Source organism: Streptomyces sp. NPDC053079 (genome assembly GCF_044546695.1).
Lineage (GTDB): Bacteria > Actinomycetota > Actinomycetes > Streptomycetales > Streptomycetaceae > Streptomyces.
In genome coordinates this window covers 448,432-467,849 of record NZ_JBITZJ010000003.1, presented here as the reverse complement: position 1 = coordinate 467,849, position 19,418 = coordinate 448,432, and the positions used below count along the sequence as shown (strand labels likewise).

19 protein-coding genes, 1 tRNA gene and 1 pseudogene are annotated in these 19,418 nt (G+C 71.8%); 12 read left to right on the top strand and 9 right to left on the bottom strand.

What is annotated here, in order from left to right; translation table 11 throughout:
* Window positions 1-44: 44 nt before the first annotated feature.
* Window positions 45-1,868: an acyl-CoA dehydrogenase gene (locus ACIGXW_RS14460; RefSeq protein ID WP_399573175.1), complete on the top strand. Its 1,824-nt coding sequence runs from the start codon at window positions 45-47 to the stop codon at window positions 1,866-1,868.
* A 285-nt stretch (window positions 1,869-2,153) separates the two neighbouring features.
* Complete coding sequence (locus ACIGXW_RS14455) at window positions 2,154-2,738, top strand: hypothetical protein (protein ID WP_399573173.1); 585 nt, start codon at window positions 2,154-2,156, stop codon at window positions 2,736-2,738.
* A gap of 37 nt (window positions 2,739-2,775) precedes the next feature.
* Here ACIGXW_RS14455 and ACIGXW_RS14450 read toward each other — a convergent pair whose 3' ends face one another.
* Complete coding sequence (locus ACIGXW_RS14450; protein ID WP_399573171.1) at window positions 2,776-4,836, bottom strand: phosphocholine-specific phospholipase C; 2,061 nt, start codon at window positions 4,834-4,836, stop codon at window positions 2,776-2,778.
* Between the two features lie 269 nt (window positions 4,837-5,105).
* Here ACIGXW_RS14450 and ACIGXW_RS14445 point away from each other — a divergent pair, with 269 nt between their 5' ends.
* From ACIGXW_RS14445 to ACIGXW_RS14425, 5 genes are all read left to right on the top strand, one after another.
* Entirely contained in the window at window positions 5,106-6,068 is a 963-nt protein-coding gene (locus tag ACIGXW_RS14445; protein WP_399573169.1) for a hypothetical protein, read from the top strand.
* Between the two features lie 20 nt (window positions 6,069-6,088).
* Window positions 6,089-6,352: a hypothetical protein gene (locus ACIGXW_RS14440; RefSeq protein ID WP_399573167.1), complete on the top strand. Its 264-nt coding sequence runs from the start codon at window positions 6,089-6,091 to the stop codon at window positions 6,350-6,352.
* Between the two features lie 121 nt (window positions 6,353-6,473).
* Window positions 6,474-7,382 (top strand): hypothetical protein, encoded by a 909-nt coding sequence (locus tag ACIGXW_RS14435; protein WP_399573165.1) that lies wholly within the window; start codon window positions 6,474-6,476, stop codon window positions 7,380-7,382.
* A gap of 186 nt (window positions 7,383-7,568) precedes the next feature.
* Window positions 7,569-8,201, top strand: a complete 633-nt coding sequence (locus tag ACIGXW_RS14430; protein ID WP_399573163.1) for a DUF4360 domain-containing protein — start codon at window positions 7,569-7,571, stop codon at window positions 8,199-8,201.
* Between the two features lie 203 nt (window positions 8,202-8,404).
* Window positions 8,405-9,070 carry a DUF4360 domain-containing protein gene (locus tag ACIGXW_RS14425; protein WP_399573161.1) on the top strand — a complete coding sequence of 222 codons (666 nt, stop codon included), beginning with the start codon at window positions 8,405-8,407 and terminating at the stop codon, window positions 9,068-9,070.
* A gap of 29 nt (window positions 9,071-9,099) precedes the next feature.
* Here the strand turns inward: ACIGXW_RS14425 and ACIGXW_RS14420 are convergent, their stop codons facing one another.
* The 3 genes from ACIGXW_RS14420 to ACIGXW_RS14410 all read right to left on the bottom strand — a co-directional run bounded on the left by ACIGXW_RS14420 (window position 9,100) and on the right by ACIGXW_RS14410 (window position 12,781).
* A complete protein-coding gene (locus tag ACIGXW_RS14420) occupies window positions 9,100-9,696 on the bottom strand; it encodes a TetR/AcrR family transcriptional regulator (RefSeq protein ID WP_399573158.1) in 597 nt (198 codons plus the stop codon).
* Window positions 9,697-9,913: 217 nt separating this feature from the next.
* The gene (locus ACIGXW_RS14415; protein ID WP_071967531.1) at window positions 9,914-11,365 is read right to left on the bottom strand and encodes an MFS transporter; all 1,452 of its coding nucleotides are present in this window, start codon (window positions 11,363-11,365) and stop codon (window positions 9,914-9,916) included.
* 225 nt (window positions 11,366-11,590) lie between these two features.
* Complete coding sequence (locus ACIGXW_RS14410) at window positions 11,591-12,781, bottom strand: serine hydrolase domain-containing protein (RefSeq protein ID WP_399573156.1); 1,191 nt, start codon at window positions 12,779-12,781, stop codon at window positions 11,591-11,593.
* A gap of 97 nt (window positions 12,782-12,878) precedes the next feature.
* Between ACIGXW_RS14410 and ACIGXW_RS14405 the strand changes: the two genes are divergently transcribed.
* Window positions 12,879-13,280 carry an alkyl sulfatase C-terminal domain-containing protein gene (locus ACIGXW_RS14405; RefSeq protein ID WP_399573154.1) on the top strand — a complete coding sequence of 134 codons (402 nt, stop codon included), beginning with the start codon at window positions 12,879-12,881 and terminating at the stop codon, window positions 13,278-13,280.
* Here ACIGXW_RS14405 and ACIGXW_RS14400 read toward each other — a convergent pair.
* Window positions 13,261-14,415: a PP2C family protein-serine/threonine phosphatase gene (locus tag ACIGXW_RS14400; protein ID WP_399573152.1), complete on the bottom strand. Its 1,155-nt coding sequence runs from the start codon at window positions 14,413-14,415 to the stop codon at window positions 13,261-13,263. The two genes, ACIGXW_RS14405 and ACIGXW_RS14400, sit on opposite strands and share 20 nt — an antisense overlap.
* 90 nt (window positions 14,416-14,505) lie before the next feature.
* Window positions 14,506-14,643 (bottom strand): hypothetical protein, encoded by a 138-nt coding sequence (locus tag ACIGXW_RS14395; protein WP_399573150.1) that lies wholly within the window; start codon window positions 14,641-14,643, stop codon window positions 14,506-14,508.
* A gap of 45 nt (window positions 14,644-14,688) precedes the next feature.
* Here ACIGXW_RS14395 and ACIGXW_RS14390 point away from each other — a divergent pair, with 45 nt between their 5' ends.
* Together ACIGXW_RS14390 and ACIGXW_RS14385 are read left to right on the top strand one after the other, a co-directional pair.
* Window positions 14,689-15,513 (top strand): endonuclease/exonuclease/phosphatase family protein, encoded by an 825-nt coding sequence (locus ACIGXW_RS14390; protein WP_399573148.1) that lies wholly within the window; start codon window positions 14,689-14,691, stop codon window positions 15,511-15,513.
* Between the two features lie 70 nt (window positions 15,514-15,583).
* Window positions 15,584-15,657 (top strand) — tRNA-Lys (locus ACIGXW_RS14385).
* A gap of 44 nt (window positions 15,658-15,701) precedes the next feature.
* Here the strand turns inward: ACIGXW_RS14385 and ACIGXW_RS14380 are convergent.
* Entirely contained in the window at window positions 15,702-16,580 is an 879-nt protein-coding gene (locus ACIGXW_RS14380; RefSeq protein WP_071967845.1) for a LysR family transcriptional regulator, read from the bottom strand.
* Between the two features lie 123 nt (window positions 16,581-16,703).
* On the opposite strand from ACIGXW_RS14380, the gene ACIGXW_RS14375 reads away from it, so the two are divergent.
* Entirely contained in the window at window positions 16,704-17,540 is an 837-nt protein-coding gene (locus ACIGXW_RS14375) for an alpha/beta fold hydrolase (RefSeq protein ID WP_399573146.1), read from the top strand.
* Between the two features lie 27 nt (window positions 17,541-17,567).
* On the opposite strand, the gene ACIGXW_RS14370 is transcribed toward ACIGXW_RS14375, so the two are convergent.
* Together ACIGXW_RS14370 and ACIGXW_RS14365 are read right to left on the bottom strand one after the other, a co-directional pair.
* Complete coding sequence (locus ACIGXW_RS14370) at window positions 17,568-17,735, bottom strand: hypothetical protein (protein WP_399573144.1); 168 nt, start codon at window positions 17,733-17,735, stop codon at window positions 17,568-17,570.
* Window positions 17,736-17,772: 37 nt separating this feature from the next.
* Window positions 17,773-18,155, bottom strand: a pseudogene (locus ACIGXW_RS14365) (PfkB family carbohydrate kinase); the annotation flags it as partial.
* 44 nt (window positions 18,156-18,199) lie between these two features.
* Here ACIGXW_RS14365 and ACIGXW_RS14360 point away from each other — a divergent pair.
* The gene (locus ACIGXW_RS14360; RefSeq protein ID WP_071967540.1) at window positions 18,200-19,411 is read left to right on the top strand and encodes a cytochrome P450; all 1,212 of its coding nucleotides are present in this window, start codon (window positions 18,200-18,202) and stop codon (window positions 19,409-19,411) included.
* Window positions 19,412-19,418: the final 7 nt, after the last annotated feature.

Here is a 19,418-nt window from a genome sequence, read left to right as displayed (position 1 = left end):
CCCTTGCGAGCGCACGGTCTTACGAGGCGGATGGAGTATGACAAATGCACGATGAAGAATCCGGCGTGGCCGCCCACCTGATGAGCGAGGAATTACGCCTCGCGCTCTTCGGCGACGACCACGAGAACATCCACGGCCCCTGGCGGAAAATGATCTCCTCCCCGGAATTCCGGCACCGGGAGGGAGCCACCGGGGAAGAACGCCTGAACCTGGCCTACGCACGGCTGCGCACCCTCGCCGCGTCCGTCGACTCCGGCGAGGAGCTGGCCGCCGACGCGGCCCGCCTGGCGGCCCTGCACGAGTGGACGATGTGCGTCGACGGCTCGCTGGCCACCCTGGCCGGCATCCACTACAACCTGTTCCTGGGAAGCCTCGTGGACCGCCCGAGCGCCGGGCGCGACCTCGCGGACTTCACCGCCCTGCGCCGCACCGGCACCTTCCTGTGCACCGAGCTGGAGCACGGCAACGACGCCGCCGCCCTGGAGACCACCGCCACCTACCGGCCCGGCACGGGCGACTTCGTGCTCCACACCCCCCACGCGGGAGCGCGGAAGTACATGCCGAACACGAGCCCCACCGGCGGCCCGAAGAGCGCCGTGGTCGCGGCCCGACTCGTCGTGGACGGCACGGACCACGGCGTCTTCCTGTTCCTCACCCCGCTGACGGACGAGGAAGGGCCGCTGCCCGGCGTCCGCGTCAGCCGGCTGCCGGAGCGCACCGGCGCCCCCGTCGACCACTGCCTCACGTCGTTCGACCACGTGCGCCTGCCCTTCCACGCCATGGTGGCGGGCGACCACGGGCAGCTGGCCGGGGACGGGACCTTCACCGGCGACGCCGCAGGACGGCGCGAGCGCTTCCTGCAGTCCATCGGCCGGGTCACCGTGGGCAAGCTCTGCATGAGCGCCGCCGCGCTGGGCGCCGCCCGCACCGCGCTGACCATCGCCGTCCGCTACGGCCACCACCGCCACATCAGCGGGCCGAAGCCCCTGCAGCGCGTCCCGGTCTTCCGGCACCGCACGCACCACGGCCCGCTCGTCTCCTCGCTGGCCACCGCCTACGCCATGACCTTCCTGCACCGGGAGGCCGTCCGGCGCTGGACCGCGCACACCGACGCCGACAGGACCGGCACGGAGCGACTGGTCGCGGTCGCCAAGGGATGGATCACCTGGCGGGCACGCGACATCGCGCAGGAGTGCCGGGAGCGGTGCGGAGCCCAGGGCTTCTTCTACGTCAACGGCCTCGCCGAATTCGCGGGGAACATCGAGGGCACCATGACCGCCGAGGGCGACAACCTCGCCATCTGGGTCAAGGCCGCCTCGGAGATGATCTCCGGCTCCCGCGACCGGTGGTCACCGCCCCCGCCCCCCGGCGACCGTGAGCTGACCGACCCGGACTTCCTGCACCGCCTCCTGGCCGCCGTCGAACACCACGCCTTCACCCGGGCCCGCACCCGGCTGCGTCAAGGCCCCCGGGGCGACCGGCTCGCCCGGTGGAACGCGGCCGCCACCCCGGCGCTGCACATGGTCGGGGCCCACGCGGAGCTCCAGGCGGCCGACGCCCTGCTGGCCGCGGCCACCGCGGCACGCACGCCAGCCGCGCGGGCCGTGCTCCATGACCTCCACCGGCTGTTCGCCCTCCAGCGCATCGCCGAACACACCGGCGACCTGCTCGTCGAAGGCGAACTCGCCCCCGAGCACGTCCGGCAGCTGCCCACCCTCGTCGACGCGCTCGTCGAGCGGCTGGCGGGCAAGGCACTGCTCCTGACCGAGGCCTTCGACGTACCCGAGGAGATCCTCGCGGACATCCCCATCGCCAACGCCTCCTACGCCGCCTTCTACGGCGACGCCGCGGTCCCGGCCGCGAGCTGAGACGGGGACGTGGGTCCCGGGCCGCCGCGCCCGGGACCCGCGGGGCGAGGGCCGGCCCGAATGGACATGAATCACATTCCCCTCGCCTTCCAGGATTCCCGAAAAGGCACTCACGCACATCGAAAAACCCCCGTGACCTGCGAAACTTGCGATTTCGGCGAGGGAATGTTCAGGTTTATCGGGCCCTGAGCCGCTTGCCGGGGCCACCCGATAAGCCTTGCCTTTGTAAGGGTCTGTGTTTGGAGTATTGACGTGACTGCTTCGTGGTCGGAATCATCTTTGTCCGTGGTGCCAGAGCTTCGCCCCACCTCCGCCACGACGCAGGGCGCCCGCCACGCCCGGCCCCTGGGTCTGTACGACTCCTGGTGGACCATGGCCGGCGCCGCGCTGGCGATCTGCGCGGCCTGGGCCGCCAGCGTGTGGATCTCCTTCCACCTGCAGGCGGACGCGGCCCTGCACACCGTCGCCCTCTTCGTCCACCTCGCCTCCCTCGTGCTCGGCTTCGGCGCCGTCCTCGTGGCCGACTACTACGGCCTGCTGTGGATCACCGGCCGCTGCTCCCTGCGCGACGCACTCGGCAGCGCGGGCCGTCTGCACCTGCCCATCTGGGCCGGCCTCGCGGGACTCGTGGCCAGCGGCACCATGCTCCACCCCGACCCCTCCTCCACACTCACCTGCGTCAAGCTGGTGCTGGTGCTGCTTCTCAGCCTGAACGGCCTGCAGGCGGGCCTGCTCAACCAGCGCATGGCCGCGCACACCACCGCCGCTCCCGGGCCCCGCCTCCTGGCCTGGGGCGGAGCCACCGCCCTGGTGTCCCAGGTCTGCTGGTGGGGCGCCGTGATCATCGGGTTCCTCAACACCCAGAGCTGAGCACGGACGGAGCCCGGAAGACGCGGCGGCAGCGCCGTCAGCCGGTGGCGATCGCCGGATCGCTCACCCCGGGCTCGCCGTTCTCCACGTGCCCGGCGAACCTGCGCAGGAACGTGCCGTCGGAGCCCGACGCCACGGACAGGTCGTACCAGCGCTTGCTCGGACGCAGGTCGACGGTGTGCACCACACGGCCGCCGGCCCGCACTGTGAACGTCCGGCTCCCCCCGCTGTAGGCGTCGGTCACCGTGAGCCGGCACTCGGAGGCACCGGCGTTCGTCATGATCAGCTCGAGGCTTCCACCGCCTCCGGCGACGTGGCGGGCGGTGACCTCGGGGCCCGCGGCGGAGCCCGGGCCCCTGAAAGTGCGCAGGAAGCCGTTCGGGCCGAACACCGACAGGTCGTACGAGCCCTTCGAGTAGGCCGAGTTCCAGGTGTCGGAGAGCTTCTTGCCGGCCTCGGCGGTGTACGTCCAGGGCCCGTCCGTGCGGTTCCCGGACGTAACGTGGAAGCACGCCCCCGCCGCCTCGCCGGCGCTGAAGGTCAGCGTGAAGCGCCCCGTCGACGGCGTCGCGACGCCGTCGACCACCGGTGCGTACGGCAGCGGGCGCGTGCGCTTGAAGCCCGCCTCCTGCTTCGGCAGGGAGGGGTTGGCGGGCGGCTCCGGCACGTAGTCGGGGTGCCGCTCGCCGTCGCGCGGACGGTACGCGGCGGTGTCGGGGAGCGCGGCGTGCCCGGTGTCCGGCAGCCGGAAGTCGAAGGCCGAGGTGAGGTCGCCGCAGACGGCACGCCGCCAGGGCGAGATATTGGGCTCGCGCACGCCGAAGCGGCGCTCCATGAACCGCAGCACGGAGGTGTGGTCGAAGACCTCCGAGCAGACGTAGCCGCCGGTGCTCCAGGGGGAGACGACGAGCATGGGGACGCGCTGGCCGAGGCCGTAGGGGCCGGCCGCGTAGCGGCTGTTGCCGGCGAACACGTCGAGCCCGGTGGCGACGGTGGAAGCGCCCTGGGCCGCGGAGGCCGGCGCGAAGGGCGGCACGACGTGGTCGAAATAGCCGTCGTTCTCGTCGTAGGTGATGAACAGCGCGGTCCTGCTCCACACCTCCGGGTCGGCGGTGAGCGCGTCGAGGACCTGTGCGATGTACCAGGCCCCGTAATTCACCGGCCAGTTGGGGTGCTCGGAAAAGGCCTCCGGGGCGGCGATCCAGGAGATCTGGGGAAGCCTTCCCGCCTTCACGTCGGCCTTCAGGATGTCGAAGTAGCCGTCCCCCTTCTTGACGTCGGTCCCGGTGCGGGCCTTCTCGTAGAGGGGGTCGCCCGGCTTGGCGTTGCGGTACTTGTTGAAGTACAGCAGCGAATTGTCGCCGTAATTGCCGCGGTAGGCGTCGTCGATCCAGCCCCAGTGGCCGGCGGCGTCCAGGCCGTCGCCCCGGTCCTGGTAGACCTTCCACGACACCCCGGCCTTCTCCAGCCGCTCCGGGTAGGTCGTCCAGTCGTACCCCGCCTCCTCGTTGCCGAGGACGGGGCCGCCGCCCTTGCCGTCGTTGCCCGTGTGGCCCGTCCACAGGTAGTAGCGATTGGGGTCGGTGGCCCCGATGAACGAGCAGTGGTAGGCGTCGCACACGGTGAACGCGTCGGCGAGCGCGTAATGGAACGGTATGTCCTCCCGTGTGAGGTACGCCATCGTGCCCGCCGACTTCGCCGGGATCCACTGGTCGTACCTGCCCCGGTTCCAGGCCTTGTGGCCGCCCGCCCAGTCGTGGTTGAGGCCGGCGATGAACTGCATGCCGAGGTTCTCGGCGTCCGGGCGGAAGGGCAGCACCTCCTTGCCGCCGTCCGGCTGGTGCCAGACCGACTTGCCGCCGGGCAGGGTCACCGGGCGGGGGTCGCCGAATCCGCGGACGCCCTTCAGCGATCCGAAGTAGTGATCGAAGGATCGGTTCTCCTGCATCAGGACGACGATGTGCTCGACGTCCTCGATGGTGCCGGAGCGGCGTCTGGCCGGGATGGCGGAGGCGCGTTCGATGCTGCCCGCCAGGGCCGCGTAGCCGGCAGTGGCTCCCGCGATCTGCAGGAAGCGGCGGCGATTGAGTTCAGCCATGAGTCTGGGCACCTCTTGGGGTGTGAGGGCTGGGACCAGCGAAGTGTTCCAAGTGCTGTGAGCGTCGGGGAAGGGAGGGAATCGGCGGTGTCGCCCGGGTGACGGTGCACCGTACACGGGGCGAACGCACACGTGTACGCGGGGGCCGGTCGTGCAAACCCTGCCCCACCAGACCCGGGCTCAGTACACTGACGGCCGTTGCTGGGACGCCGTCGGGGGGCAACATGCGGGCAAGGCTGTTATGGGTCGCGTCGAACGCGGACGGCGTCGTGTCCGTGCTGCTGGCCGGCTTCGTGAGCGTCCTCGGATTTCTGGACCACGTCGACGAGTCGACCCTCGGCAACACCATCGCGCTCACCCTGGCGGTCCTCGCCTTCAGCGTCCTGCGCGACCGCTGGCAGGAGGAACGCGGCAACGCGGTCCGCACGGAAGCCATGACGGAGGCCCTGCGGACGCTGCGCGACCTGCCCGCCCGGCTCGACCGGCTGTCGGGCATCGACCGCGTCCTGGTCGACACCCGCACGACCCTGGAGGAGACGCTCGGGGTAGCCATCGTCACCGGCAGCGGGATCTCCCGGGCCCTGGAAGAGGCCCGCACCCACACCGACCGCTGGTACTTCAAGGGCGCCACCGGCACGTACGTCCGCGCCGTGACCCTGCCCGAGTGCATCAGGGAAGCCCGCCCGACGCGCCGCAAGCTCGACGTCCGGCTCGAGATCCTCGACCCGACGGACATGAACCTCTGCGAGGACTACGCCCAGCTCTACCGCACCCTGGCGGACGAAGCCGACGGCCGGCAGAGCGCCTGGACGGGCGACGGCACGCGCCGCGAGCTCTTCGCCACGATCCTGGCCGCCTGCTGGCACCAGCAGCGCTACCGGCTGATGGACCTCTCGATCGGCCTGTCCTCGGTCATGACCACCTTCCGCTGGGACCTGTCCTCCACCTCGCTGGTCATCACCCAGCGCGGCCCGCGCTTCCCCGCGATGGTCGTCCGCCGCGGCAGGTCGTACTACGACTCCTGGAACACCGAGCTCCACGAGAGCCTCAAGCAGGCCCGCAGGCTGCCGCTGGAGCGGGCCGCGGGCGTACCCCTGTCCCAGAGCCCCACCGCGGACGAGGTCCGCGACCTCTTCCGGGCCCTCGACGTGCGCCTGCCCGACGAGTACGAGGACCACGACCTCCTGGACATCGCGCAGAAGGCGGTCCGCGAATCCGATCCGTACGCGTGACCCGGGGCTAGCCTCGGACCATGAACGCTGAAGTCTCCCGGTACACCGTCGTCCTGAAGCCCCAGCTGACCGACGAGGAGGCCCACCCCGACCACGGGGGAACGCTCCGCTCGGCCACCGTCGAGGACACCGGCGAGCTCGGCAGGACGGGCTTCCCCCGGTACGCCGGAGAGGGCATCGAGGCGGACATCGACCCCGGGACGCGCACCGTCGAAGCGGTGACGGTCGACGGGATGGCCCTGCCCTACGGCTGGGTCGCGGAGGTGGCGGACAACGGCAAGTGACGCCGGGTCCGGTCGCGCGGAGGCCATGGCCAAAATCCTCCCCGCCCTCTTTCCTTCCCGCACCGCGGCCCCCGACCCTGGCCGGAGGTGAGTGTGGCTCCGAGTGAGGAGAGCGACGGGAATGACCGCTGCGCCGTACCAGGGCACGGGAACACCGGGTGCCGATGACGCACCCGCGCGGAAGACGACGTTCCCGCAGGGCATGACGCCGTTCGACCACCTCTACGACCAGCCGGATCCCCGCGCCTACTTCCGCACCCTGGGCCCGCTGGAGTACAGGGCGCCCCAGCACGCACAGGACATCTTCCGCCGGGCGGTCCGGGCCTGCGGGGCCCGCACGGCGGAGCCCACGACGGTGCTGGACATCTGCTGCTCGTATGGCATCAACGCCGCCCTCCTCAACCACGACGTGACGCTGGACGACCTGTACGCGCACTACACCTCCGCACGGGCCACCGCCATGAGCACGGCCGAACTGATCGCCTGGGACCGTGAGTACTACGCCGCTCGCCGGCGCCCCGACGCGGTCCGGGTGACCGGCCTGGACGTGGCCGCGAACGCCGTGTCCTACGCGTGCGCGGTCGGCCTGCTGGAGGAGGGCTTCGCCGAGAACCTGGAGACCGGGGCCCCTTCGCCGCCGCTGCTGCGTTCCGTGCGCCGCACCCGGCTGGTCACCGTCACCGGCGGGACGAGCTTCCTGACCGCCCGTACCTTCCGGCCACTGCTGACCGGAGCCCGCCGTCCGCTGTGGGTCGCCGCCCTCGTCCTGCGGACGATTTCGTACGCGCCCATCGCCGCGTGCCTGGCGGCGCACGGTCTGGTCACCGAGAAGCTCACCACGCGGACCTACCCGCAACGACGCTTCACCGACGCCGGGGAGCGGCACTACGCCATCCAGGCAGTGACCGCGGCCGGCGAGGACCCGCACGGAAGGGAGACCGACGGATACTTCCACGCCGCGCTGCATCTTTCCCGCCCGCCCTCGGACGTGACGGCGTCTCCGCTGGCCGGGCTGGTGCCGGGGCCATGAGACAAGGCCCGGTGAGTACGGGCCCGTGAGCGCGGGTCCGCCCTGAATCCCTCTTGCCCGGCGACGCGACGGCCGTGCACAGGATCGGCTCAACCTGACCTGTACATGTCCCGTATCCGGTGGTGGCATGAACCCCGCGGCGTCGGTCCGCGGAGCAGCGGGAGGGTCTCCATGTACAGACCGGTGATGGTAGGCAGCGCGGCCGTAGTGCTTCTGGCCGCTTCGTTCTCGCCCGGGACGGCCTCGGCGGCCGAAAGGGTGCCCCCGCCTGACCGGGTCGTGATCGACCTGGTCGCGATCAACGGGTCGGGCTGTCCCGCCGGCACGGCCGCCGTGGCGGTCGCGGCGGACAACACGGCGTTCACCGTCTCCTACAGCGATTACCTCGCCCAGGTGGGCGTCGGGTCGACACCGACCGACTTCCGCAAGAACTGCCAGCTCGGCCTGAACGTCCGCGTCCCGCAGGGCTACACCTACGCGATCGCCCGGGCGGACTACCGCGGCTTCGCCCACCTGCAGCGGGGCGCCACGGGCCTGGAGCGGGCCAGCTACTACTTCCAGGGCATGTCGCAGACGTCCTCGGTCAGCCACCGCTTCGCCGGTCCCGTCAGCGACAACTGGCAGGTATCCGACGTCAACGAGGTCAGCGCCCTGGTCTACGCCCCCTGCGGGGCCCAGCGGATCCTGAACGTGAACACGGAGCTGAGGGTGAGCGCGGGCAGCTCGGACCCCGCCACGACGAACAGCTTCATGGCGATGGACTCGACGGACGGCAGCGTCAACACCCTCTACCACTTCGCCTGGAAGGAATGCTCCTGACCCGCTGATCCGATCCCGTCCCGCGTGCGGAACGGGTGAGGAACGGTGAGGCAGACGTGGTGCGGCGCCGGTCCGCGGACCGGCGCCGCGGGCCGCGCGACAGCGCGGTATCGGCTCAACCTGATCTGTACACGTCTCGTCGCTGGTGGTGCTATGAGCCCTCAAGCGTCCGAGTGGGCCCCAGGGCAGTAGGAGGGATCTCCATGTTCAGACCCGTGACGATCGGCAGCGCGGCCGCGGTTCTCCTGGCCGCATTGTTCACGCCCGGGACCGCCGCCGCGGACGGGGTTCCTCCGCCGGACAAGATCGTGATCGATGTGGTGTCCGTCAACGGGTCGGGCTGTCCCGCCGGCACCGCGAACGTGTCCGTCTCGCCGGACAACACCGCCTTCACCGTCTCCTACAGCAACTACATCGCCCAGGTGGGCGTCGGTTCCAAGCCGACCGACTTCCGCAAGAACTGCCAGCTCAGCCTGAACGTCCACGTCCCCCAGGGCTTCACCTACGCGATAGCCCAGGCGGACTACCGCGGCTTCGCCCACCTGGAGAAGGGCGCCACGGGGCTGGAGCGGGCCAACTACTACTTCCAGGGCATGTCACAGACCGCTTATGTGAACCACCATTTCACCGGCCCGGTCAACGACAACTGGCAGACGACCGACACCACGGAAATCGAGGCGCTGATCTACGCGCCCTGCGGGGCCATGCGGTACTTCAATGTCAACACCGAGCTGCGCGTGGACGCCGGCACCTCCGACCCCACCAAGACCACCAGCTTCGTCGCGATGGACTCGACCGACAGCAGCATCAGCACCCTCTACCACTTCGCCTGGAAGACGTGCCCCAAGCCCAAGCCGCCCAGGTCGTGAGGCCTGCGCCTACCGGATCGGGGTGAGGGTCAGGGGGCGGCGGGGGCGGCGGGGGCGGCAGAGGTGAGGACGTGCCGCATGACGGCCTCCACCTCCCCGCGGGTCGGCGGAGTGCTGCCGGCCAGGCCGCGCAGGGTCAGCCCCGTCATGGCCGCCGCCGCGGCCTCCGCGGTCGCCGGGTCGACGTAGGCGAGCAGGGCCCCGACGGTCAGCTCCATGTCCCGGTCCGCGATCGCCCGCAGCGCGGGGCGCCGCAGGGCGGCCAGATACAGCTCGAGCTCCACGGTCCGCTGGTCGCGCTCCGGCCCGAAGCAGCCCATCAGCACATCCGTGAGCAGCACGGTCAGCTGCTCACGGGTGAGCTCCGGGCGCTGGGCCACCCATTGCTCCAGGTAGAGGGCGTAGCGGTCGACGGAACGCCGCAGGGCGGCCTCGATGAGGTCGTCCTTGGTGGCGAAGTGGTACGTCGTCGCCCCGAGCGGGACCCCCGCCTCCTCGGCGACCGCACGGTGGGTGAGCCCTTCGACGCCCCGTGCGGCGATGACGCGCTCGGTGGCGGCCGCGATCTCCTCGATCCGCCGTTGCGGGTCCCGCCTCCGCCGGGGGGCTTCCTTGTCGGCTGTCATCGCCTGTCCTCCCGGGAGCTCGTTCTGCGCCCGCCATCGTAGGCCGCCCCCGCCCCCGCCAAGCCCGCCGCCCCGGCGAAGAAGGCTTATGCCGGCAATCTCAACGTCACTCCGCCTACTGATCGCCCGCGATCCAGCCGATCCAGGCGCACACCGACGCGAAAGGGCGGCGGCACCCCCACCGGGTGCCGCCGCCCTTTCGGCGTGCCTCAGGCGCTCACTCGTGCGCTTCGGCCGCCACCGGCTTCGGGATCATGAACGAGGTCGCGAAGGCCGCGGCCAGGATGACCACGCCGGCGATCATGCCGGCGAGGTAGCCGTCGGCCGAGGCCGGGTCGCCGGGCAGCACGGCCGTCTTGACCGCGTAGAGCAGGGCGAAGCTCAGGCCGGCGCCCAGGTTGAAGGCGCCCGCGTTCAGGCCGGGCAGGAAGCCCGGGTTCTCGCCGGGGGACAGGACGATGCCGAGCCCGTTGAGGACGATGTTCGCCACACCCGCGTAGGTGATGCCCACGAGGATCGAGGCCACCAGCAGCATGGCGCGGGAGTGGGACGGGAGGGTGAGGATCATCAGGACGACGGACGCCACGGAGCCGGTGAGCCCCAGCCGCAGGACGCGGCCGTACCCGTAGGTGGCCGCGAGCCGCCCGGCGACCGGGCCCATGGCCAGTCCCGCCAGCGCGTACGGCGTGAGCGTCCACCACGCCGACTCCTCGGCGCTCATGCCGAGGCCGGCATCGGCGTCCTGGGCGAACGTGGGGATCAGGCCGTTCATGACGGCGAACACACCGGTCATGGTGAGCACCGTGGTCAGCAGGGTCGCCCAGGTCGCGCGCTGCTTCAGGTGGCGGGTGGCCACCAGCGGGTGCGCGGAGCGGTCCTCGGTGCGCCAGAACAGCGCGAAGGCGATCGCCGAGACGACCACGAGGGCGGCGACCAGGGCCCAGCGCGCGGCCCCCAGCTTCCCGGCCTCGTTGAGCGCGATGAGCAGTGAACCGACCGATACGACCAGGAGGCCGACGCCCGGCCAGTCCATCCGGTTCGCGGCCGGGACCTTCGACTCGGGGGTCAGGGTGACGACCAGGGCGGTGGCGATGGCCGCCACGACGGCCATGGCCCAGAAGACGGACTCGAAGCCGTGGTTGTCGGCGAGGAAGCCGCCCGCGAGGGAGTCGACGCCGGCGATGCCGCCGTTGACGGCGGTGATCACGCCGAGCAGGGTGCCGTACCGCTTCGGCTCCGAGACCTCGACCCGCAGCATGATCAGGCAGAGCGGGACGGTCGGGCCGGACGCGCCCTGGATGACACGCCCGACGAACAGCATGGGCACGCTCTGCGCCAGCGCGGCCACGACGCAGCCGACGGCCATCAGGGCCAGCATTCCGGCCAGCACCTTGCGGCGGCCGATGACGTCGCCGAGCCGCGGCAGGAACAGGGAGAAGAGGGCGGCCGAGGTGAAGAACGCGGTCTGCGTGAGCCCGATCTCGGCGGACGTGGCACCGAGGCTGTCCTCGATGCTCTTCAGCGCGGGGCTGAGCATGCTCGCGTTGAGCTGGAAGGCGATGCAGGCCGTGAGGAGCGCGGCGACCAGCACACCCACCCGGGTGGTGCGGCCGCCGGGTGCGCCGGTGATCCGGTCCCCGGCGCGGTGGTCAGAATGAGAAACGTTCATGCCTCGGTGCTTCATTTGTGGTGGTCGACAAAACAGCCCTCTGCTCTGCTGAACAGCGGTGGATTTTCGCGGAGCGCAGCAGAAGGGCTGCCACCGGAAGGTGCGCCCCGGCGTTTTCCGTCGCCGGGGCGGACGGACCGGCGATCAACCGGCCGTGCCTCTGGTCCGTGGCCAAAGGTACCGTCTCCGGTCATTTTGCCAGCTCACCGAGGTGTCACCGAGCCGTCACCGGGCCGGCGGGGATGCGCACGTCGCGCCGAGCGCCGCCTCGAGGAACTCCTGCACGGCCTCGTCCACCTTGGGCGGGCCCCCGACGGTGGGCACGCTCACCGTCCAGCCGAAGCTGACCTGGCGGCGGCCGTCCGGCGAGCTCCACGACTGCGCGCGGTAGCCGAATCCGTTGCCCATGTGCCCCCAGACCAGGTCGCCGGGTGCCGTCGGGCAGAGGTCGCCGCCGCCGATCACGCCCAGTCCGTAGCCGGCGGCGTTCGTCGTGCGCATCTCCCGCAGGCGCGCGGGGGAGAGGAGGGTGCCGTCGGACAGGGCGCGGTGGAAGCGGTTGATGTCGCCGCTGGTGGACACCACGCCCGCCGCGGCGCCCCACACCGACGGGGTGTAGAGCGTCGTGTCGACCAGCCGCCCGTCTCCGCTCAACCGGTAGCCGTTGACATGCGGTCCGGTGAGGAGAGGACTGCGGTCCGGGTAGGAGGTGTCCTTCATGCCGGCCGGGCGGAAGACGCGACGCCGCAGCTCCTCACCGAGCGGCCGGCCGGTCACCTTCTCCGCCACGAGGCCGAGAAGCAGGTAATTGGTGTTGGAGTACGCGAACGTCCCGACCGGCTGCAGCGGCTTCTCGGTGGCCCGCCCGATCAGCTCCCGCGGGGTGTGGTGGCGGAAGCGGCGCTGCTCCATCTCCGCGTCCGATCCGGTGGGGTACAGCCGGTCGAAATAGTCGGGAACGCCGCTGGTGTGGTCGAGCAGCTGCCGGAGGGTGATCGGCTCCGGATACGGCAGGAGGCCGGGCAGATGCCGGGCCACCGGGTCGTCGAGCTTCAGCCGTCCCTCGTCGGCGAGCTGCAGCAGCACCGTCGCCGTCATGGTCTTGGTGATGCTGGCGACGCGGTAGCGGTCGCCGGCCCGGGCCGGCTGTTTCGTACGGAGGTCGCGCACGCCGCTCGCTCCCGACCAGACCACGTCCCCGACGCGCACCTCGGCCAGCGCTGCCGGGGCACCGGCCGCCGTCAGCTTGTCCAGCGCGGCCCGCAGACGTCCGGCGTCCGGCAACGCTTCGGGAGCGGGTGCCGCCACGGAGGCGGCGACGGGCGTCGGTACCGCCGCGGAGGCGACGCCGGGCGAGGCGGCCGCCCCAGCTGCGAGGGCGGTGAGAACGGCGACGGCGCGCAGTCTTAAGCGCATGTGATACCCCCCAGAATTCGATTTCCCCGAGCGTAGAGGTTCGGCGGGGGAGGACGGCCCGCAGCCGCTGATCACCACCCAGAGCTCCGTCGACCTCGTGCGCAGCCTGAGCCTGGAGCAGTACTTCTCCGCGCTGGCCCGCAGCGTGGACGGCCCCCGGGCCGCCGCCGACAACCCCGCCCCGATCGTGCTCCGCTGGATCATCACCGACACCGGCCAGGAGTGCACCACCACCCTGCGCAACGGCGTGCTGGTGTACGTGGCGGGCAAGGACGTCGTCGCGGGGGAGCCCCAGGCCACCATCTCACTGACGCGCAAGACGCTCGACGCGCTGGCCCAGAGCCCGCTGTTCCGGAAGAACTTCGACGCGCTGCTGACCGCCAACCCTCCGCAGATCACCCTCGCCGACCCCGCGGAACAGCAGGCGGCGGACAAGGTGTTCGCCACGCTGACCGTGGCCGACCCGGAGTTCCCGATCGTCACCCCGCGCCGGGACTGACCCCGGCGACGCCACCGTCTTCTCCGCGGTGCACGGCGACGACCGCGGCGTCGTCCCCCAGCCGGCCGTGCACATGGGCCAGCAGCTCCTCGCGCAACCGCTGTACGAGCTCGTCCGGGCCGGCCCCGCCCCAGGCGGCCGCCCGTTCGGCGAGCGGGAAGAAGACCCCGTCGGCGTCGCGGGCCTCGATGACGCCGTCGGTGTACAGCAGCAACGTGTCGCCCGCCTCGAACGCGAACGTCTCCACCTCGTACTCGCCGTCGCCGGCGAGCTCGCCCAGCCCGACGGGCAGGTGAATGGCCTGCGTCTCCAGGGCGATGACGCGGTGCCGCCGCAGGAGGAGCGGCGGCGGGTGACCGCACGAGATCAGGTGGACGACCGGCTCGTGGTCGGGGAGGTCCAGCAGGATGGCGGTGGCGAAGTACTCCTCGACCTCCGGTTCCCCTCCGGTCCGCCATTGAACGGTGTCCCAGCGCACCGCCCCGTCCAGGTGGATGGCGAGCCGCGGCAACGTGGCCTGCCGGTGGGAGGCGGCGCGGAACGCCCCCATCAGCAGGGCGGCGTGACTGATCGCCGGCAGGCCCTTGCCGCGCACGTCGCCGATGAGCAGCCGGGTGCTGTGCTCCACGGTGCGCGCCGCGGAGTACAGGTCGCCGCCCATCTCCGCCTCGGTCTCGGCGGGCAGGTACAGACAGGCGATCCGCAGCGGGCCGCTGCGCCGCGGCAGCGGCTGCAGCAGGACGTGCTGCGCGGCCTCGGCGACCGACTTCACCCGGTGCAGCTCCCGCTCCCGCCGGTCCCGCACCAGGCAGAAGACGACCAGCAGCGCCGAGACGAAGACCAGCGCGGCGATCTGCGCCTGGATGTTGGCGGTGGTGAGCACCCCCCTCACGCTGCCGATCACCACCTGTCCGGCGACGGCGAGCGCACCGACCAACGCCGTCAGACGCGCCCCCGCGAACGCCACCGTGAGCGCGGGTGCCGCCACCAGCAGGGGACCGAGGTGAATGTGGGGCGGGGCCAGGATGTCGACGACGCAGACCGCGACGATCAGTCCGAGCGGGATCACCACGGCAGCCGGCGCGTGGCCCGGCTGCCAGGCGAGGCGGACGTCGGTCAGCGGCCGAAGGGGCATGCCGCAAGTCTGCCACCGGGCCTCCCGGCTCCCGGGTACGCACGCCCGGGCACCACCGGTGCCCACCCCTCCGGCCCTCCGGCGCTCACTTCACGAGTTGTCCGCGTTCTTCAGCACGACCTCGGCACCGCTCACGCGCTGCGCCGCGGCCGTCGCCGGGCCGGCCAGTGCCGCGGGGCAGGCACCGATGCGGCGCACGGGCCTCTTGCGCACCGGGCGGCGCGCCACCACCGTGTCTGTGAGGTGGGCCGGAACCGATGACGGAGGCATGCGATGACCACGAACCCCCGGCCCGGCGACCTTGCGGGCGGCCATGGCGGCCATGGCGGCCTGCGGGTCATGTCGTTCAACCTGCGCTTCGCCTCCGAGACGGGGCCGCACCCCTGGTCGGAGCGGCGCCCGGTCATGCGCCGTCTGCTCCACCGGCAGGCGCCCCATCTCCTGGGGACGCAGGAGGGCCTCTACGGGCAACTGCGTGACATCGCCCACGACCTCGGCTCCCGCTACGCGTGGCTCGGCATGGGCCGGCACGGGGGCAGCCGCGACGAGTTCACCGCCGTGTTCTACGACGCGACGCGGCTGGCCCCCGAGGAGTACGACCACTTCTGGCTGTCCGACACCCCGTCCCTGATCGGATCGGCGACCTGGGGCAACGTCATCGTGCGCATGGCCACCTGGGCCAGGTTCGCCGACCGGCGCACCGGCAAGCGGTTCCACGTGCTCAACACCCACCTCGACCATGTCCACCAGTACGCGCGCGAACGCTCCGCGGATCTGATCACGAGCCGGCTCGGGCCCGACCCCGCCCTGCCCCGCATCGTCACCGGCGACTTCAACGTCCCGGCGCACCGCAACCCCGTCTACACCGCCATGCTGACCAAGGGCGCGCTCGTCGACACCTGGGACTCCGCCGCCGAGCGCGGCCCGCAGTACGCCACGTTCCACGGCTACCGCCCCCTGGTGCCCGACGGTGACCGCATCGACTGGATCCTCACCTCGCCCTCGGTCCGCACATGGCGGGCGGAGATCAACACCTTTTCCGAGAACGGGAACTTCCCCAGCGACCACCTGCCGGTCCAGGCCCTCGTCGACCTGTGACGGACGGGGAGATGGCCGATATGCCGCCCGGGGTTCTGAGCACGGCCCACAGTCGGGTAATATTTCTTTCGCGCCGCTAGCTCAGTTGGTTAGAGCGGCTGACTCTTAATCAGCAGGTCCGGGGTTCGAGTCCCTGGTGGCGCACAGAGAACGAGGCCCCCACCGCACAGGTGGGGGCCTTCGTCGTGCTACGCGGCGTGGCAGGCCTCGATCAGGGCGCGCAGCCCGGCGCCCGGCGGGTCCGGGCGCACCGCGAGACAGCAGCGCATCACCGGGGCGGGGTTGCGCAGGGGACGGAACACCACCCCGGGGACCGGGAGCTGTTCGGCGTGCGGCGCGTAGAAGACCGTCCAGGACGGCATGCCGAAGCCGATGCTCGCCAGGGTGTCCTGGGCGGTGGTGAACTCGGGGCCGAGGACCGGCTCGAAGCCCGCTTCCCGGCAGGAACCCACGACCAGGTCGTGGAGCGCGGGGTTGCGGGAGGGACCGGCCAGCCGCAGCGGCAGACCGGCCAGGTCCGCCATGTCGATCGCCGCGCGGACCGCGAGGTCGTGGCGGGCGGGAATCGCGACCATGAGCGGGTCCTGCCACAGCGGCAACAGCTCCAGACCCGGCACGGGACGGCCACCCCGCAGCAGGGTCGCGTCCATCCCGCCGGAGCGTACGTCCTTCAGCCGGGCGTCCGTCGCCGCAGTGACCAGCTCGAGGTGTGCGTGGGGAGCGAGCCGGGCGAACTCCGCGAGGATGGTCTCCAGCCGTGTGCCCAGCCCCGAGCTGGTGCCCAGGCGCACCGTGGCGGACCGTCCGGAGCGCAGCTCGTCGACCGCCGCACGGGCGCGGGCCTGTGCGGCCAGCACCTCCCTGGCGTGCGGCAGCAGACGGCTGCCCGCTCCGGTCAGCCGGACGGTCCGGGTGGTGCGGTCGAACAGCTCGACCTCCAGCTCGCGCTCCAGCCGGCGTATCTGCTGACTGACCGCCGACTGCACGATGTGCAGCCGCTCGGCGGCCCGGCCGAAGTGCAACTCCTCGGCCACCGTCAGGAAGTACCGCAGTTGCCGGATCTCCACACCCACCCCATTGATCGGTTTCCGTGATGAGTGTAAGCGCGGTTCGGCCCTTGGTCGCTCGCCGGGACCGGGATGGGATGGGGGCGTCAAGAAGGCGACGGAACGACAGAGAGAAGCACAGCCATGCCGAAGACGACCGTGCGGACCAGCGGTGGAGAGGCCGTCGTGGAGTACGACATCACGGGCACGGGACCGGGACTCGTACTCGTCCACGGCACGGCGGCCACCCGGCAGATGTGGCAGCCGCTGACCGAGGCGCTCGCCGACCGGTTCACCGTGGTCGCACCCGACATGTCGGGATCGGGCGATACCACCGATCACGGCGGCGCCCTCACCCCCGCCGACCTGGCCGACGAGGTCCTCGCCGCCGCCGACGCCGCCGGGCTCGACAGCTTCCACCTCGTCGGCCACTCGCTGGGCTCGGCCGTCGCGACCCACCTCGCCGCGACCCGGCCCGAACGCGTCCGCTCGCTCGCGCTGCACGCCGGCTGGGCCTACACCGACGTACGGATGGACGCGGAGTTCCGTTACTGGCTCGAGTTGATGCGCACCGACGCCGAGCACGGCACGGCGCTGTTCCCCAGGATGCTGCCCCTGATGGCCTTCGGGCCGCGCTACTGGGAACACACGGACGCGGCCGCCAACGAGGAGCTCGTCAAGGGGCTCATAGAGATGATCACGCCCGGCGCGGTCCGCCAGACCGAGGTGGACCGGCTCGTGGATCTGCGGCCGTTGCTGGGGCGCATCACCGCGCCGACGCTGGTGCTGGCCAGCGCGCACGACCGCCTCATCGGCGCGGAACAGCAGCAGGCGCTGCTCGCCGGCATCCCGGACTCCCGCTACGCCGAGATCGACGCGGGCCACGCGGCGCCGGCGGAGGACCCCGAGGGGTTCGTGGCGAAGCTGGCCGGCTTCCTGGACGAGCGGCTGGCGGCGGAGCGGGTGCCGGCACGGGGCTGAGGCTCGGCGGGGCCGGAGGACGGCCCCTCAGGCGGCCACGGTCACCCCTGGGCGTTCTCCTGGGCGGCCGTGGTCCGCGGCCACGACCAGCAGGAACATCAGGAAGCCGACCACGGCCGAGGAGATCAGCGGGATCACGACCACGGGCATGATGCCGCGCAGGACGGACGGTACGCGCAGGCGTCGCACGGCCATGACGGACGCGCCCGCGAGCAGGCCGGCGATCAGGCCCGTACCACTCGGGCGCGAGGCCGCGCGGCAGGCTTCCGCAGCAGGCGACCCAGTCCGCGTCGGCCGAGCGTGCCCGCACGGTCGCCAGCAGCGACCGGGCCTCGTCCGGGGCGAGTTCGGGCCCGGCCGCGTTGACCTTGGTGAGCGTGCCGTCCGGTTCGGCGACGGCGACGTTGACCCGGGTCGACCCGTGGACGGGCACGCCCGCGACCTCGATGCCGTGCTCGCCCAGCAGTCGCGTCAGCAGGGCGCCCTCCGCGCCGCCCAGCGGCAGCACCGCGACCGTACGCCGCCCTGCGGCGGCCACGGCCCGGAGACGTTGACGCCCTTGCCGCCGGGGTCGACCCGGTCGGCGCCGGCGCGCAGCACCGCGCCGCGCTCCAGCCGGCCGACCTCGGGACCGGCCCTGCCGCCGCTAGCATGCGCGCATGGATACGAGCTGCGACTTCGACCCGTGGTCCCCTCGATTCGTCGCCGACCCGTATCCCGGTTACGCGCGGCTGCGCGCCGCCGGGCGCGTCCACTGGTTCGCGCCCAGCCGGCAGTGGCTGGTGCCGCACCACGCCGACGTACGGGCACTGCTGCGTGACCGGCGGCTGGGCCGCACGTATCTGCACCGCTTCACCCACGAGGAGTTCGGCCGTACCCCGCCGCCCGCCGGGCACGAGCCGTTCCACGTCCTCAACGGCAACGGCCTGCTCGACCTGGAGGCACCCGACCACACCAGGATCCGGCGCCTGGTGTCGAAGGCGTTCACCCCGCGCAGGGTCGAGGCCCTCGCCCCGACCGTCCGGCGGCTGGCCGGCGACCTGGTGGACGGCCTCGTCGCCGAGGGCGGCGGAGACCTGATCGCCGCGGTCGCCGAGCCGCTGCCGGTGGCCGTCATCGCCGAGATGCTCGGCATCCCCGCCGCCGACCGCGCGCTGCTGCGGCCCTGGTCGGCGGACATCTGCGGTATGTACGAGCTGAACCCCGGCGAGGAGACGGCGCGGCGCGCGGTGCGGGCCTCGGCCGACTTCTCCGCCTATCTGCGGGAGCTGATCGCCGACCGCCGCGCCCGCCCCGGCGACGACCTGATCAGTGCGCTGATCGTCGCGTGCGAGGAGGAGGACCGGCTCACCGAGCAGGAGATGGTCTCCACCTGTGTGCTGCTCCTGAACGCGGGCCACGAGGCCACGGTCAACACCACCGGCAACGGCTGGTGGGCCCTCTTCCGCCACCCGGACCAGCTCGCCGCCCTGCGCGGCGACCACGGCCTGCTGCCGCGGGCGGTGGAGGAGTTGATGCGCTACGACACGCCCTTGCAGCTCTTCGAGCGCTGGGTGCTCGACGACATCGAGGTCGCCGGCACGGTCATCCCGCGCGGCAGCGAGGTCGCCCTCCTCTTCGGCTCCGCCAACCGGGACCCCGCCTGCGTCCCCGACCCCGACCGCCTCGACGTGACGCGCGCCGACAACCCCCACCTCAGCCTCGGCGCGGGCATCCACTACTGCCTGGGCGCCCCCCTGGCACGGCTCGAACTCGCCGCCTCCTACGGGGAGATGCTGCGGCGTGCGCCGGGGCTACGGCTCGTGAAGGAGCCGCAGTGGAAGCCGGGCTTCGTGATCCGGGGACTGCGGGAGCTGCTCGTCGAGTGCTGACCGGCCG

Coding starts and splice junctions, on each gene's coding strand:
- ACIGXW_RS14450 (WP_399573171.1), bottom strand. CDS start 4,836: ATGGCTGAACTCAATCGCCGCCGCTTCCTGCAGATCGCGGGAGCCACT.
- ACIGXW_RS14400 (WP_399573152.1), bottom strand. CDS start 14,415: ATGCCCCTTCGGCCGCTGACCGACGTCCGCCTCGCCTGGCAGCCGGGC.
- ACIGXW_RS14415 (WP_071967531.1), bottom strand. CDS start 11,365: ATGAACGTTTCTCATTCTGACCACCGCGCCGGGGACCGGATCACCGGC.
- ACIGXW_RS14390 (WP_399573148.1), top strand. CDS start 14,689: ATGACCACGAACCCCCGGCCCGGCGACCTTGCGGGCGGCCATGGCGGC.
- ACIGXW_RS14375 (WP_399573146.1), top strand. CDS start 16,704: ATGCCGAAGACGACCGTGCGGACCAGCGGTGGAGAGGCCGTCGTGGAG.
- ACIGXW_RS14430 (WP_399573163.1), top strand. CDS start 7,569: ATGGTAGGCAGCGCGGCCGTAGTGCTTCTGGCCGCTTCGTTCTCGCCC.
- ACIGXW_RS14420 (WP_399573158.1), bottom strand. CDS start 9,696: ATGACAGCCGACAAGGAAGCCCCCCGGCGGAGGCGGGACCCGCAACGG.
- ACIGXW_RS14435 (WP_399573165.1), top strand. CDS start 6,474: ATGACCGCTGCGCCGTACCAGGGCACGGGAACACCGGGTGCCGATGAC.
- ACIGXW_RS14410 (WP_399573156.1), bottom strand. CDS start 12,781: ATGCGCTTAAGACTGCGCGCCGTCGCCGTTCTCACCGCCCTCGCAGCT.
- ACIGXW_RS14425 (WP_399573161.1), top strand. CDS start 8,405: ATGTTCAGACCCGTGACGATCGGCAGCGCGGCCGCGGTTCTCCTGGCC.
- ACIGXW_RS14440 (WP_399573167.1), top strand. CDS start 6,089: ATGAACGCTGAAGTCTCCCGGTACACCGTCGTCCTGAAGCCCCAGCTG.
- ACIGXW_RS14370 (WP_399573144.1), bottom strand. CDS start 17,735: ATGGCCGTGCGACGCCTGCGCGTACCGTCCGTCCTGCGCGGCATCATG.
- ACIGXW_RS14460 (WP_399573175.1), top strand. CDS start 45: ATGCACGATGAAGAATCCGGCGTGGCCGCCCACCTGATGAGCGAGGAA.
- ACIGXW_RS14360 (WP_071967540.1), top strand. CDS start 18,200: ATGGATACGAGCTGCGACTTCGACCCGTGGTCCCCTCGATTCGTCGCC.